This window comes from Legionella fallonii LLAP-10 (assembly GCF_000953135.1).
In the GTDB taxonomy this organism is placed as follows: Bacteria; Pseudomonadota; Gammaproteobacteria; order Legionellales; family Legionellaceae; genus Legionella; species Legionella fallonii.
This window is the reverse complement of sequence record NZ_LN614827.1, coordinates 1,130,072-1,144,894: the sequence shown is the minus strand read 5'-3', so window position 1 is coordinate 1,144,894 and position 14,823 is coordinate 1,130,072. Positions and strand designations below refer to the sequence as shown.

Below are 14,823 nucleotides of genomic sequence, written 5' to 3'. Positions count from 1 at the left end.
TCCCCTAATAACTTATTGTTTTTATTATTTTAAGTGCTCTTTTTTCATTGGCGCTCCCCATAGTTGCGGTAAAACTAGGGGTGCCTTCAATATCTAAGGTAACTACTTCACTCATTTCCAAAGGTATAAAATCATTAACCTGCCATGACATCACACTCCCCAAAGTACTTGAGGCTTGTGCCATAGCCGAACTAATGGTGAGTTCAACGTCCATTAACTCTTCTTTTAGAGACTTAATCCAGTTAGGATCAATTTCGTCATCAGGACGAGAAGCCCCTAACTCTAATTGTTGCTTAATAGGTTCAAGCATAGAATAAGGCAGTATGATGTAAAATGAGCCTTTTTCTTTACCAAAATCCAAAGTAAATCGCCCAACAAGCAACATTTCATCCGGCTCGGCTATATTCACTAGCTGAGGGTTGGTTTCTTCATTGACCTTCATCAGGTCAAGTTTCATAATAGGTTCCCAGGCATGTATTAAATTGGCCGCAAACTTCTTATACACCGCCTCCATAACTCGCAACTCTGTTGCTGTAAAGTCAGTTTTATCTTTTTGTGCATAAAATTGGCTACTACCACCAAAATAATAATCCACTAAATCATAAACAAATACGTTATCAAACAATATGATGCCTTTACCACGCAAAGGCTTAAACTTATAAATGTTCATTAGGCTAGGATTAGGTAATCCACTCATAAACTCCCTATGTTTCACAATTAAGAGTGGATCTTGTTTGATTTCAAAATCTTTTGCTGTGAGTTGGTAGACATCAGAAGCAAAATAGCGTATTGCTCTATCATAAATTTTATCTAATACGGGTAATTGACCCTTGACTATGCGTTTCTGGCTAGTAAAGTTGAGCGTCTTGACTCCAGCTTCTGGGCCTTTGGTTGAAGTATCATCTAGAGCCTCTGACTCCTGATCAGATGAGTCGACTAATTGTTCTGATTGCTCCTCATTCAATTCTTCACTAGCGTCTTGCTCGCCAGAATCCCCTTCAGTGAGATCATCTACTGATTCGAGCAGAGCATCTATCTCTTCCTGTGACAACACATCTTTTTCAGCCATAAGCAGTCCATTCGCCTCTGACACCATTAATCCAATTCATCTTGAGATTTAGAGTTCAATTAATAGTGAAAATTAGCTTATAAAATAAATAATCATACCCAATAGTCTTTCTAAGCAAATATCATGCCACATTAAAAATATAGTGATAAATCAATAGCATGCTTCATATTCAGCATTCTAATTTGACATATTAAAAATGACTATGTCAACGAGTTGACGAAAATATTAGAAGTTAGGGCGTATTAATAATAATGTCGCGCTCAACAAAATATTTTAAAAGCGTAATACAGACTATATCTGATGTCATAATGCCTAACTTTATAACACAGATAACAGAGGAGGAGATCTGCAAAAAAATCTATTATCAAACCGATCTATTCATTAGCTTGTTGTTGGCATTTTTCTTTAGCCATTTTTCGACAGTTATCCTGACAATCTATCTGGTCTGAATTCAAACAAACAGAATTAATACAGGTTTGACTATTTTCAGTAAAACACCTCATTGCATCAAATTTTTGACTACCAATCACGTCTTGAGGAATGTCTGCAGCATAGAGTGAAAATGAGAGCACACTAAAAAGAATGATGCTTAATCGTCTCATGATATAATTCCTTTTAAATGATGAAATTACCTAAAGTATAGCTATCCTTTTATTATTTAAGGTTATTTAATTAAGAAATAAATCATGAGACACTCAAAAATCTCTTTTTCCTTGATAAGAAGCCAGCATGCGCAGCAAAAAAATAGTACTATCTAATTTTAGCCGCTCCTTATATAGCGAATCGTTCTGTTTGCGTCCTGACAATGAAAAACAACTCATTGAATGCATAGCTGACAATAAACAGGAGCGCCTACTTGCTCGTGGTGCCGGACTCAGTTATAACGATAGTTGTCTCAATAACAATGGACTTGTGATTGACACAACACGTCTGAATCATTTGATTAGTTTTAATCAAGACTCAGGAATTGCAGTATGCCAAGCACATGCTCCGTTTAAGGATTTGTTTCTACTAGATCCTCAATTTATACCTCCTGTGATACCAGGAACAGTACATGCCACTGTTGCAGGAGGAATAGCTCATGACGTCCACGGTAAAAACAATCCCCACGAAGGAAGTTTTGGCCGTCATATACTTTGGTTTGAATTACTCATTAACGATAAAAAAATACGATGCAGTCGTGAAGAACATTCCGATTTATTTTATGCAACTATTGCGGGTTTGGGTTTAACCGGTGTTATTACTCAAGTTGCTATTCGCTTAAAAAAAGCCTCACGCTATGTACAAGTAGAAAACCGTTCCTTTAATTCTTTTAAAACCTTAATGGGGCAAATGTCAGCCGATAATCCAACCTATGATTATCAAGTTGCGTGGGTTGACTTACTTAACGAAGAACAAAACTCCATATTATCATTAGCCAATCATTGTACTGCCGTTTCTCGACCTCCCAAGAAGACAACAAGCACTCATAAAGTACCCAAAATCCCCTTCGGTTTAATAAAATCATGGAATATGAAGTTATTTAATAAGATCTATGCAACGAGTAAAAAGCCTAAAGAACTATTAAGTCTTGAGGAATTTAATAACCCCCTAGATAAAATAGCTCACTGGAACAGGCTCTATGGTCCTAAGGGTTTAATTCAGTTTCAAGCAGTATTTGACCAAGATAATGCATGCAATACTTTAGAGCAGTTAATCCATTTAATTCAGTGTAATAAAGCAACTCCAACCCTCGCAGTGCTCAAATTATTTAGCCAGGCTGGAGAAGGAATACTTTCTTTTTGTAAACCCGGTTTTACTATAGCTATAGATTTCATTCATAACACTGCAGCCAAACAGGCAATTAAGGCAATGAATCAACTCATTAGTGAGATGAACGGACGTATTTATTTAGCTAAAGATTTGTTATTAACTCCAGAGCAATATAAAAAAACATACACAAATCATGAGTATTTTTCACAAATACTCGCTCACCACCAATGTGCAATGCGGTCTGATCTTGCGAAGCGATTAGGAATAATATAATGACACAAAGAACCTGGGTTATCTTAGGAGCAACTTCTATCATTGCAGAAGAATTTGCGCATCTTGCAGCAACATCAGGACATTCATTACGTTTGGTTGGGCGAGACAAAGAACAATTGGCTATTATCGCCCAAGACATACAACTACGTTTTCAGGTTTCTTGCGATTATGTGGTAACAAAAATGCATGACGTTACAACTCAATTAGCTATGATCTTAAAACAATGCGATAGCGAATTAGACTTATTGATTGCCCATAGTGATTTTACAGAAAATAATGCATTAACCCCCTCCACTATTACTCAACTCATAGAAACAAATATCCTTAGCACCACCCTATTAATCCATAGCTATTTAAATTCGACGCAAAAACAACATAACCTTCTTTACTTAAGCTCAGTAGCCGCGTGCCGTGGACGCGCTAAAAATAGTCTTTATGGTGCCAGCAAAGCAGCAATAGAAGTCTATCTCCAAGGATTACAACAAGGGGCAACAATAAATCAGCATATAACAATAGTTCGTTTGGGATTCATTGATACAAAACAAACCTATGGCTTGCCAGGAATTTTTTATGCGGCCTCTCCCAAAGACTGCGCCAAAGCGTGTTGGAAGGCAATCAATGGAGGAAAGCGGTTGCTCTACTACCCAGCATTTTGGCGAGTAATAATGTACCTGATTGCCAGAATGCCTTTTTTTATTTACAAAAAATCGGGAAAAATATAAATAATCATTGCCGACCAGATAACAGTGAAAAATAAAAAATCGTTCTAAAATTCACATTTAAGTATAAAATAAGCATTTCATGATGTATAATTAATCAAAATCATTAACCCCAGAACTCACACTATTTAAATTAATAAATCAGCGTTAACTCAGGATTCGAATGAAAGAACTAATTTTAAAAAAAATACTCAGGCAGCACGGCTTTAAACAAGAAGACATCGAGTTGGCCCAAGATAAAGTGAAAATCAAAATTAAAGATGTTAATGCACTAGAACTCAAAGAAGAAGGTGCCCCCGTTCCAGGTAAACGAGATTACAATTACCATAATTACATCTATCCCGAAGGATTAATTGCTACTATAGAACAAATTAGAATAACTTTTTATCCAGCGACTCATCGTTTCTCTGGACGGCCTAATACTATCGAAATTCCATCCGCCATGTATAAAGAATCTGCGGAAACAGCTAATGTAATTCATGGTACTCAGCACAACATAACAAGAAATCCCGAACAAGTAATAATCACTATAGACTATTCTCAAGGCAGAGGCACTACCCCAGCGGATGAAATGATTAATCAACTTATATTTGATCTGCAGCCAAGAATAGCCAACTCAACGGATATTAAAGAAAATATTAATTATATTAGTGATCTAGGACGCATCGCTCCACTTATAGGACTCGGCCTACAAAAAGAAATAAAAGATCTTTTGCTTGGACAGAAGAAAGCAAGTAGTTTATTACAACTCAAAGATAGAATAGTCGATTCAGCAGACAAGGTAACAATCCGCACTATAGAACTTGATAGAGAGATCTTTAATCGCTATATAGAAAAACTAATACGAGAAGAAGGCTATTTAGTGCAGCTCGTCCGTAATCACTTAAATTTAGATCAAAAAAACTGGGTTTTAGCGGATCAAAACTTGCTAAATAATTATCTTAATATCAAAGATGCCAATGCAGAGAAATTAAATTTAGCATTACAGAATAAAAAAGAGCCTCTATTCATCAGTACGACTACAGGAAGCCATGCATTTGCCATAAAAGTTGACTTTGCCAGAAAGACCCTATTTTTAGCGAATCCTGGAGAAGATAAACGTAATTGCGAACAAATTATTGAGCAATTAAAACAAATGACTGGGTGCACTAATGTAGTACAAGTCATCACTAAAAAACTAATCCGCGAAGAAGATATTTCTTTTAATGATGTATGCACTGCAGACTCTCTTGCTCTTGCTCAGATGATGATAGAGCAAGACCATCTTGAGGAAGGTTGTTTAAACAACGCACCGTTAAAAACTGGTGTATTCGTTAGAAAAGCCTTAGAGGATAATGCAACTCCTGTAGAACGTCAGTCTAAAAAAACCATTGAAAAACCTATAGTGACTCTTTTGAATGTCCCTCCTGTCGAAAATCATTCAGAACGTATTGAACCAGAAAAAGGTGAGCTAACGCAGAGCAGTGAACCTAACTCGTCACCATATACTTTTAACATGCATCTACTGAGTGGTTTTATAACAGCTTTAGGCATTGCTGCCGTAGCTGTTGCCTTTACTGTATTGAATGCAACAACCTTTGGCATTAGCGGATTAGTAGTAGCTGGAATTGGTATCGCAGCAATCCTTGGCGGTGTCGGTCTTTTTGCCAGTACCTTTAAAAAGAACGAACAACCATCCCAGACCGATTCATTAACCCCACAATGTTGATAAACAAAGATGTCGTCGCCCATATTAGCGCAGCGAAATACGGGCAACGGCCACAATGCTGAAACATTGTGACTCAATAAAACGTACATAACCAGGCACTCATTTTTTATTCATGTTCTTTAGCATCGACTAATTTCCCCCTCTCGATATAGCTCATTCTCCACACCACAAATTGACTGTTAAATGGATTCTTAGTACAATTGGAAATCACATGCTCTCATCCTCTGACAATGATGAATGGAGAACTAGTTATCACTTGGTTTTAATGATTAAAAGGATAATCGTGAAACAAATGAGCTTTTGTTGAGTAATTTAAATACAAACAATGACTCAAGAGTTCACTTTAATCTCAGCCATGTTGTTTGTTCTCGCTGATTTTTTTGTTTTATAACCTCGATAAACCAAGTGAAATACTATGCCAAAAACATCAAATAATTTTACCCTATTACGTGGATTAGGCGCCCCATCAGGAACTCCAAAAGATCGACAAAAAAGAAAAAAACATAAAACAAATTCTGGTTATGAGCTACATAAACCGCTCAACAGTCCTCATGGGAATTTATCGCGTTCAACAAGTCTAGCCGATCACAAAACTCCAGCCTTTTCTGCCGCAGGCTATATTCTTTCACCGCAGCTTTCTAAATTTTCCGAGATATCTTCCTCGGATAGCAATAGCGGTCGGGGTAAAAAGGAACACCTGCATTTTACAGCAAGGCTTCCCGCTGAAGAAGCAAAAGAACAATTAACCCAACTGGCAGAACAGGGCCCTCAACGTATTACTTATACTTATCGAGGCTATGGGAAGTTTTATAAACAAGAGAGAGCTCTGGAGCACTCTGAAACACTTTATGACATTGCTCAAGAAGATATAACGGGAGTTTATTTTTTTCCTGAACCTAATTTTTATAATATGGATACTCTCGATACTGAGGACGCAAAAGAAGACGATGGTAAAAATTTGTACTCAGAAGATTTGCTTTTGTACCACGCCTCTTTATTACAAGCAGTTTACCTGCAACAGGAATTTGAAATAAAATCAGGAAAGTCTATTGATATTTATCAATATTCCCCCAAAGATTCCTCCTTATTCGTCAAGAAAAAACAATTGACTCATGAGGAACTTCTCAAATTATGGGAAGAAATTGTAGAACATAGCCTAGAAAAGTTAGAAAAGAAAAATCCCCTGCTGCTAGCCACATTAACCGTAGAAGAGATTAAAACTATCTCCGTATATGGGACACTCTCCAATCGCCTCACCAATAAAATTTTATCTGTAGATATTTACTATCCTGACGAATTAAAAAATCAAATTAATAGCCTATGTCAGAAGAAATTAGTAGATAGATTAAACCGATTAAAAAATGACCCTGCGATAAAAAAAGCTTATGAGGACAAGTACCTACAATTTAATCAACTGCCAGAAGTACAGAAAGAACGGCATTTTATCGAGATAATGAGATATAAAAAGCTTTTCAACATTCCACTACAAGAAAAAGAATTTACCTATTTAATCGACAGGATTATCTCAGTTTTTGATAAACAAAAGATCCGCGAGGCGGATAATGATCTCCTCAAAAAAATATTGGAGCACCAAAATTTAAGGATAGCGGCTCTGAAAATAATTTATAAATTGTATAAAAACAACGCCAGTGACCCAAATATCGAATCGATGTTATCTAAACATCTGTTATCGTTAATGCAGGAAAAATCTGATCAAGTACATCAGATTGTTTCAGTATGCAAGCTTGCTCAAAAACTCCATAGATCAGATGAAGAAATTTCATCTTACGTTAATAATATGTGGAACTATACTCAACGTGATATTACCTACGAGAGCATAGAAGACTTGTTATCCCTTTTAAAGTGGCGAACTGAAAAAATTACTTTTTTAGATTTTTATATAAACCTAATGAAAGAAAAAGAATATAACAACATCCCCGAATACGCAGTTCTTATTAACCAGGTGAAACAAGACATAGTACGAACAAACCCTAGCTTCCAATTCAATGCAACTCAGATTGCAACTATTAATCGTGTATACCAATCTTACCTTCATCATCTTGAGAGGGAGAGCGGATTCACTTACATAAAAATGCTTATTTCTCTTTATTCGCATAAAAACAAGGAATTGGGTCCCATGCCAAGTGAAGTACTCGAAGCATTGTTCACCCGTGGTATAGATTTAGCGCTACAACACCCCAAATTGTTACCATGGTACAAAGATAAAATAATAAAAGCTGATCCGTATTTTCCTCCCAACATCCCTGATCTTCTAGATAAGGCTATAAATACAATGCGAGTAGCCTCTCCGGAGAAATTTACTAGCGAGGATGTAGAGACTCACTTGAATACGTTACGACAAATTTTTCAACCCCAAAAGGTTAACGTTGCCAATAATATTACCGACTATGGAGCGCAAGCATTAATTTTTGCTGACAACAAATTCCTTAGTAAAAAATATACAGAAGAGCGCGCGGGAACTTATTTTCCAATTCTCTATAAGCAGAATGGTAATACAATAAGCGGCCTTACCTCTCATTATGATTGCTACAATGGGGATGAAGCCGCCGTATATCGCTCTAATCATGGGCTTTGCCATACTGCAAGGACCCAGTTTTTGGTTAGAATGGTCGTCGATTTTAATTTAAAATACGCCGCTCCAGATATCCAAAACCATATTATGGCGCAACTTGATAGCCAAGGTGAATCATTCATTGCTAAATTACAAATCGCTATGGCTTTTTATGTATCTGGCCGAGAAAGTGAAAGCGGATTTGGCACAGAAGAATACGATCGTTATCGTAAACAATCAGCGCAAAACTTTAAAGATTATGTCCATGAAAAGAACCTCATCCCGACTTTATTTCAAAATGAAGCAGAATTAGAAACATTTGCCTCTTGTTTGGAACATTCTTATCTTACAGATGATCCCGAGCAACTCATCAAACTGTCAGCCGAACAAAAGGCATTAAAAGTGTTAATGTACGGCGCTCATTGTGCTGACCTATCTCGTATTTGGACACCAAATAAAATCGAAAATAATACTATTTTTGATTTGATGAAAGCTGTACCTCTAAAAGATAATCAAGAGGCCAGACATGCTGCTTTGCTGATTTTTAATGAAGCCGCTAAACTATGTAAAACGATGGGAGACTCTGTTGCTACAGTATACGATGAGAGTAAGAAAATATGCGTTCGTCCAGAAATTAGCTATGACAATTCCTATAATACCCATTTTCCCAAATCAGATCTTGCCACATTCTTTCATTATTCAACAAATCCACTGGAATGTATTCAATTATTAAATAAGCAAAAAACCGAACTGCTTAAAAGCCATGCTACAGAGGAACAAGCACTAGTGGATACGCCATCAATAGAGACTGATTTAATACAAAAACAGAATAAGGCAAAGAAAACAAAATATAACAAGCACATAGTGGTTCTTGAAATTCTGGCTGATTTTAAGAGAAAAATTGATACTATAGGAATGGAGTTCCCAAAGACGAAACAAATTGCAGAGAATTTATTAGAAGAGCTGAACGATTTATCTCTACAACAAATGGAAAACAATAAGCCACTTACCGTGGAAATAAAAGACACAATTAACAATAAAATTCAAAATGCATTACCTTATTTTGCAAACGACCTAAGCTGGACTGATTATTTAATTAATCTGGGAAAAAGTCTCATTAATGCATTAATTTTCATTGGCTCTTTAGGTACTAAACCTGGATTTTTTTCCTTGAAAAAATCGGAAAGTGAGCTGGCCGCTACTGATTTACAAGAGCAATACAACGATCGTGTTTTCCCTGAGTTGAAAATCTGAAAATAAGGAAAATGCGGTTCTAGGTCGGGCAATTTGTTGCCCAACTTTGTCTCTTCCATATTACGCTACTACAGGGCTGAATTCCGCGCATAAAGCGCGGAAGGTAAGGTAGAGAGTAAGACCTGTTTCCAACTGGCCTTAGCTCTATACAATGCAGACAAATCGGTTTTTGATTTCTTTACTTCCTGCTGAAAAGTAAATAATTCACGTAATTTTTGATAATAAACCCCTAAAGGCACAGGATAATCGGGAAAAGAAAGGCGTGCCAGGCGTATTGCGTCCATGAAACTACTCGAATTATGCTTATAAAGTGTTTCCTCTTGGCTAGAAACCTTGCAGAACTCTTCATCCTTCAGAGTCAGGGCTTTTTCTTTTTCCGCACCAAACAATAAAGTTTGTCCATCCTCAAGCAATACCGTGTTACCCGCTCTATTACTTTTTACTGCAAAATCATCAAAAGCACCATGATTAAAAATATTGCAATCCTGGTAAATCTCAACAAATGAACAGCCTTGATGTTCGTGAGCCTTTTTCAACACAGAAGCTAAATGATTAGGGTCTTTATCCACTGCACGGGCAACAAAACTGGCCCCCGATGCTAAAGCAATTGTTAATGGATTAACAGGCTCATTAGTTACTCCTTTGGGGGACGTTTTAGTCACTTGCCCCTTTTGAGAGGTCGGAGAAAATTGACCTTTGGTTAAACCATAAACCTGATTATTAAAGAGCAAAATATTGACATTAACATTGCGTCTTAAAAGGTGAACCAAATGATTTGTGCCAATACTTAAAGCATCGCCATCCCCTGTAATAATCCAGACGCATAAATCATCACGCATTGCTTTTAGACCAGTGGCAACAGCAGTAGCCCTACCATGAATAGTATGAAATCCATAAGTATTCATATAATAAGGTAATCTACCAGCACAACCTATACCAGAGACAAATACATGTTGCTCCGGAGGTAACCCAAGATCGGGTAACATCTTTTGCAAGGCAGCCAAAATTGCATAATCGCCACAACCAGGACACCAACGAACCTCATTAGCATTGGTAAAGTCTTCACGCTTGTATGTGTTGTTCATAATCTGCTTCCATTTTAATGGCATTAACTAGATGGGTTACGCCGAAGGGCTGACCATTACATTGACTAATAGAACGAGCATCGACTAAATAGTTCGAGCGGATAAGCTGGCATAACTGCCCCGTATTCAACTCGGCAACCAAAACGGTATCATAAGATTTTATAATGGCCGCCAAATCATCCGGTAAGGGATTGAGGTGGCGCAAGTGTATGTAGGCAACGTGTAGCCCGTCATCTAAACATTGCAAAACAGCTGATTTTAAACTGCCATAAGTACTTCCCCAGCCAACGACTAAAACGGAAGCTTTGGCGTTTCCTTCAATAACTATTTTTGCATATTCACGCGCAATACCTTTGACTTTTTGCGCACGTAAATCAACCATTTTTTGATGATTCTCAGCATCATAACTGACGCGCCCTTCTTCACCTTGTTTTTCTAACCCACCTAATTGATGGATAAATCCAGGAGTGCCTGGAGTATTCCAACTGCGAGTTAAAAACTCATCTCGCTGAAAAGGCTTTGGAAAGCGATTATATTGAATATCAGGTAAAGAAAGTGACTCAACTTCAGGTATTTTCCAAGGTTCAGCAGCATTAGCCAAATAAGAATCAAGTAAAACAATGACAGGAGTCATATATTTTATCGCTAGATGAAACGCCTCTATCACGGTATTGAAACAGTCTGCAGGAGATTGCGCTGCGATAACAGGTAAAGGAGCCTCACCATGACGCCCGTATAAAGCCTGTCTTAAATCACTTTGGCTAGTCTTGGTTGGTAATCCGGTTGATGCTCCTGCTCGCTGAACATCAATAAGAACCAAAGGCAGCTCAGCGACTACTGCAAGCCCTAAGCCCTCACTTTTTAAATCAAGGCCTGGGCCTGACGTACAAGTTAAAGCCAAACGCCCACCATAAGCAGCTCCGATGCAAGAGCAAATTGCAGCAATTTCATCTTCAGCTTGCAATAATTGCACACCAAAATCAGACAAACGCACACACTCATGCAATATGGCCGATGCTGGAGTAATAGGATAACCAGACACCAACATTGGAGTTCGAGTATGAGTACTCAAAGTAGCAAGCGCTAATCCAACGGCCTCTACTCCTGTTATTTGCCTGTACTCTCCAGTCTGCCTGTTAGCCTCACCCAACATATAATCACGTCGGGATAACTCCAAAGTCATTGCATAATTGTAACCTGCCAATAAAGCCAATTCATTGGCCTTCGCGACGGCTTCATTATTTTTAAATTTTTTAGCGATAAACTGCTGACAGGCTTCTGTTGATAAATCAAACAACCATAATACCAAACCTAAAACATAAAAATTCTTCGTTTTAGTCGCTTGCGGTTTAGTCAGCTCGATCGACTCCACTGCCTGCAGGGTTTGACTAATCAAAGGCAAGGCCACCACATGATAATGTTCGGCACAATTATCTAAAAAACTGCGTTCCATTCCTGCTTTTTGCCAATCTTTATCTTGATAACTATCTTCATTAATGATGAGTAAGCCACCCTCATTGAGATGCTGTAAAGAATTTTTTAAGGCCGCTGGATTTAAGGCAACTAAAACATCAAGAGATTCCCCTGCGGTGAAAATAGCGTGCTCAGCCATAGCAAGTTGAAAACCGGAAACTCCGGCAACCGTACCTGCAGGCGCTCTTATTTCGGCAGGAAAATCAGGCAATGTACGCACATCACGACCGGTAAGTGCCGCACTAATAGTTAATTGCTCACCTACTAGCTGAACTCCATCGCCGGAATCTCCAGTAATACGAATAACAATCACGTCAGTTGTTGACATAAAGTCTCGCTTCTTGCATTAATTGGCGCATGTGTTTTACGGCCTCTTTAAAACCACAAAATAAGGCGCGGGCAACAATGGCATGGCCTATGTTAAGTTCCAATAACTCTTTAATCGCCGCAATAGGTTTCACATTATGGTAATTCAATCCATGTCCTGCATTCACTATAAGATTGAGGCTTGCTGCATAACTCGCTGCCCGTTTGATCCTATCCAATTCATGGTTTTGTTGTTCTACGCTGGTTGCATCAGCATAACATCCAGTATGCAATTCGATTACCGGAGCCCCTATTTCTGCAGCTGCTTTAATCTGATCCAAGTCGGGATCAATAAACAAAGACACTTCACTACCTATTTTCTGCAAACGTCGTACTGCATGCTCTACCGACTTTTGGTGAGTGATAATATCCAGCCCACCCTCTGTAGTTAATTCTTCCCGTTTTTCAGGAACTAAACAAGTATGCTCAGGCAAAATTTCCTCCGCGAAATCCAACATCGCGTCGGTAATCGCTAATTCAAGATTCATGCGCGTTTGTAATACTTGCTTAATCAAACGAACATCACGTGCCTGTATATGACGTAAATCCTCACGCATATGTAAGGTAATACCATCAGCACCCGCCTCTTCGGCATCCATAGCAGCCTGGACTGGATCGGGATAACGTGTCCCTCTTGCCTGGCGTACGGTTGCTACGTGATCAATATTAACACCTAACAATAATTCTCTGTTCATTCAGCACCATAGAAATATAAAAAAGGAATTATTAGCTCATTAAGAGTTCAAATATCCGTGGAAAAATAGTTATAAGAAGAGAAGTATAATAGATATCGACCAAGGCTTCATCCCCTATGTATAAAAGAAAGTGGCCACAGATCCCTTTGTTAGACTTATTAGGATCTATATAAATTTCTGGCCTGAATTTCCCGTCCTCCTAACAGATGATCAATAGCCTGTCGCATAATGTGTTTTGCTGATTTAAGCAAAGCCTCTTCGCTTAAGTTATCTTCACTTAAAGCCAACAAATGCTCGCCAAGAATACCTTTATTGGCAGAAATAAATCCTTCCCCAGCTATAAAATGATAATAATGATCAGAAATAATCAATTCCCCGGTTCTGGCTTCTTGAGTAAAGGAAAAAGAATAACCACAACTTTTTAGAAGTACCCACTCAAAACGACGCAACAAAGATTCCACAGTGAAGCGATCTAAATTCAATGCCAAGCCATTTAAAGTAGTTAAATAGGCATTAAATAACTCCTCATCAGGGTTGGCAGGACTCAAGGTATAATAAAGAAGTTCATTAACATATAAGCCCGAAAAAAGAGAAACTCCTTCAAGAGGCAACATAGCGGCTATGCCTTCAATTTTTTGGGCATAATAACGATTATAACGTTCGTCAACACTAACCCATAAAGGCGTAAATGCCTGCAAAAGAGATTGTTTTTTAGGGGTGCGCCCACCTTTGCAAAGACATTGAATTAATCCCAACTCACGTGTAAAAAAACTCACCCTGGCACTGGTATCGCCAGACCATTGTTTATGGATTACCCAAGCCTGTACAGACTTAGAAGTCATAACCTAATTGTTTTATGATGCGTTCGTCATCCGCCCAGCCTGATTTCACTTTGCACCAACATTGGAGAAAAACTTTGGTATCTAGTAATTTTTCCATATCCAAACGAGCCTCTGTCGCCATCTCTTTTAATTTTTGTCCTTTATCGCCAATAACCATGCGCTTATGGCTGTCTTTTTCCACCCAAATTAATGCATGAATACGAGCAAGAGTTCCTTCGTATTTAAACGACTCTATTTCCACTGTAACTGAATAAGGTAACTCCTGGCCACAAAAACGAAAAATTTTTTCACGCAATAATTCAGCACATAAAAATTTAATCGGTCTATCCGTCAATTGATCATCCGGGAATAGATGAGGCCCCTCTGGTAAATAATTAAGTAGCTTTTTTTGTAGTTCATCCACTTGTACCCCAGTCCTTGCAGACACCGGAATAATTGCGGCAAATTCATGCCTTTGGCTAAGTTCTTCTATCCACGGAAGTAATTGCGCTTTATCTGCTATCTTATCTACTTTATTGACCACTAAAACACAAGGAACTTTTGTCTTTTTAATTAAGTTTAAAACGTATTCATCCTCTTCTTGCCAATGAGTTCCATCCACTAAAAAAGCAACGACATCCACATCACGTAACACACTAATCGCTGTTTTATTCATCACGCGATTCATCGCTTTTTTATTCTCTTGATGAATACCAGGGGTATCAACATAAACAAACTGATGATCCCCTTCAGTGCGTATCCCTAAAATACTATGCCGGGTTGTTTGTGGTTTTCTAGAAGTAATACTTAATTTTTGTTCCAAAATACGATTAAGTAACGTTGATTTCCCTACATTAGGCCGACCAACCAAAGCAATGTATCCGCAATAACTAACCATTAAAATTGATTCCTGTTTATTTTTAGCACATTTTACCAGTCAGGCCTCAAAACTTCCAGCGATTAATCGATTTGTAGCTTTGAGGCTTACCTCTTACGACTCCTATTACCCAAGGAAAATAAAAATAAATTTAGCACA

General features: G+C 38.0%; 11 protein-coding genes. 4 read left to right on the top strand and 7 right to left on the bottom strand.

Annotated features, from left to right (window positions below):
- Positions 1-4: 4 nt before the first annotated feature.
- Entirely contained in the window at positions 5-1,069 is a 1,065-nt protein-coding gene (gene fliM / locus LFA_RS04590; RefSeq protein ID WP_045097423.1) for a flagellar motor switch protein FliM, read from the bottom strand.
- Between the two features lie 374 nt (positions 1,070-1,443).
- Positions 1,444-1,671: a hypothetical protein gene (locus LFA_RS04585; RefSeq protein WP_045095127.1), complete on the bottom strand. Its 228-nt coding sequence runs from the start codon at positions 1,669-1,671 to the stop codon at positions 1,444-1,446.
- 127 nt (positions 1,672-1,798) lie between these two features.
- On the opposite strand from LFA_RS04585, the gene LFA_RS04580 reads away from it, so the two are divergent.
- The 4 genes from LFA_RS04580 to LFA_RS04565 all read left to right on the top strand — a co-directional run bounded on the left by LFA_RS04580 (position 1,799) and on the right by LFA_RS04565 (position 9,347).
- Positions 1,799-3,094 (top strand): FAD-binding oxidoreductase, encoded by a 1,296-nt coding sequence (locus LFA_RS04580; protein WP_045095126.1) that lies wholly within the window; start codon positions 1,799-1,801, stop codon positions 3,092-3,094.
- Entirely contained in the window at positions 3,094-3,816 is a 723-nt protein-coding gene (locus tag LFA_RS04575; protein ID WP_045095125.1) for an SDR family NAD(P)-dependent oxidoreductase, read from the top strand. Before LFA_RS04580 ends, LFA_RS04575 begins: the two co-directional genes overlap by 1 nt.
- Positions 3,817-3,976: 160 nt before the next feature.
- Entirely contained in the window at positions 3,977-5,521 is a 1,545-nt protein-coding gene (locus LFA_RS04570) for a hypothetical protein (RefSeq protein WP_045095124.1), read from the top strand.
- A 415-nt stretch (positions 5,522-5,936) separates the two neighbouring features.
- Entirely contained in the window at positions 5,937-9,347 is a 3,411-nt protein-coding gene (locus LFA_RS04565; RefSeq protein WP_045095123.1) for a SidE phosphodiesterase domain-containing protein, read from the top strand.
- Positions 9,348-9,415: 68 nt separating this feature from the next.
- Here LFA_RS04565 and LFA_RS04560 read toward each other — a convergent pair whose 3' ends face one another.
- The 5 genes from LFA_RS04560 to era form a co-directional block, all read right to left on the bottom strand.
- Positions 9,416-10,432 carry a 2-oxoacid:ferredoxin oxidoreductase subunit beta gene (locus LFA_RS04560; protein WP_045095122.1) on the bottom strand — a complete coding sequence of 339 codons (1,017 nt, stop codon included), beginning with the start codon at positions 10,430-10,432 and terminating at the stop codon, positions 9,416-9,418.
- Positions 10,410-12,233 (bottom strand): 2-oxoacid:acceptor oxidoreductase subunit alpha, encoded by a 1,824-nt coding sequence (locus LFA_RS04555; RefSeq protein ID WP_045095121.1) that lies wholly within the window; start codon positions 12,231-12,233, stop codon positions 10,410-10,412. The genes LFA_RS04560 and LFA_RS04555 overlap by 23 nt, the downstream gene beginning before the upstream one ends.
- Entirely contained in the window at positions 12,220-12,966 is a 747-nt protein-coding gene (pdxJ, locus tag LFA_RS04550; RefSeq protein ID WP_045095120.1) for a pyridoxine 5'-phosphate synthase, read from the bottom strand. The genes LFA_RS04555 and pdxJ overlap by 14 nt, the downstream gene beginning before the upstream one ends.
- Before the next feature lie 158 nt (positions 12,967-13,124).
- Positions 13,125-13,808 carry a DNA repair protein RecO gene (gene recO, locus LFA_RS04545; RefSeq protein WP_045095119.1) on the bottom strand — a complete coding sequence of 228 codons (684 nt, stop codon included), beginning with the start codon at positions 13,806-13,808 and terminating at the stop codon, positions 13,125-13,127.
- Positions 13,798-14,685: a GTPase Era gene (era, locus tag LFA_RS04540; RefSeq protein ID WP_045095118.1), complete on the bottom strand. Its 888-nt coding sequence runs from the start codon at positions 14,683-14,685 to the stop codon at positions 13,798-13,800. The genes recO and era overlap by 11 nt, the downstream gene beginning before the upstream one ends.
- Between the last annotated feature and the right edge of the window lie 138 nt (positions 14,686-14,823).

What these genes read in the sequence shown, in the direction of transcription:
- LFA_RS04565 (WP_045095123.1), top strand. Translation starts at nt 5,937, where the DNA reads ATGCCAAAAACATCAAATAATTTTACCCTATTACGTGGATTAGGCGCC.
- LFA_RS04570 (WP_045095124.1), top strand. Translation starts at nt 3,977, where the DNA reads ATGAAAGAACTAATTTTAAAAAAAATACTCAGGCAGCACGGCTTTAAA.
- pdxJ (WP_045095120.1), bottom strand. Translation starts at nt 12,966, where the DNA reads ATGAACAGAGAATTATTGTTAGGTGTTAATATTGATCACGTAGCAACC.
- LFA_RS04575 (WP_045095125.1), top strand. Translation starts at nt 3,094, where the DNA reads ATGACACAAAGAACCTGGGTTATCTTAGGAGCAACTTCTATCATTGCA.
- LFA_RS04555 (WP_045095121.1), bottom strand. Translation starts at nt 12,233, where the DNA reads ATGTCAACAACTGACGTGATTGTTATTCGTATTACTGGAGATTCCGGC.
- LFA_RS04560 (WP_045095122.1), bottom strand. Translation starts at nt 10,432, where the DNA reads ATGAACAACACATACAAGCGTGAAGACTTTACCAATGCTAATGAGGTT.
- fliM (WP_045097423.1), bottom strand. Translation starts at nt 1,069, where the DNA reads ATGGCTGAAAAAGATGTGTTGTCACAGGAAGAGATAGATGCTCTGCTC.
- recO (WP_045095119.1), bottom strand. Translation starts at nt 13,808, where the DNA reads ATGACTTCTAAGTCTGTACAGGCTTGGGTAATCCATAAACAATGGTCT.
- LFA_RS04580 (WP_045095126.1), top strand. Translation starts at nt 1,799, where the DNA reads ATGCGCAGCAAAAAAATAGTACTATCTAATTTTAGCCGCTCCTTATAT.
- era (WP_045095118.1), bottom strand. Translation starts at nt 14,685, where the DNA reads ATGGTTAGTTATTGCGGATACATTGCTTTGGTTGGTCGGCCTAATGTA.
- LFA_RS04585 (WP_045095127.1), bottom strand. Translation starts at nt 1,671, where the DNA reads ATGAGACGATTAAGCATCATTCTTTTTAGTGTGCTCTCATTTTCACTC.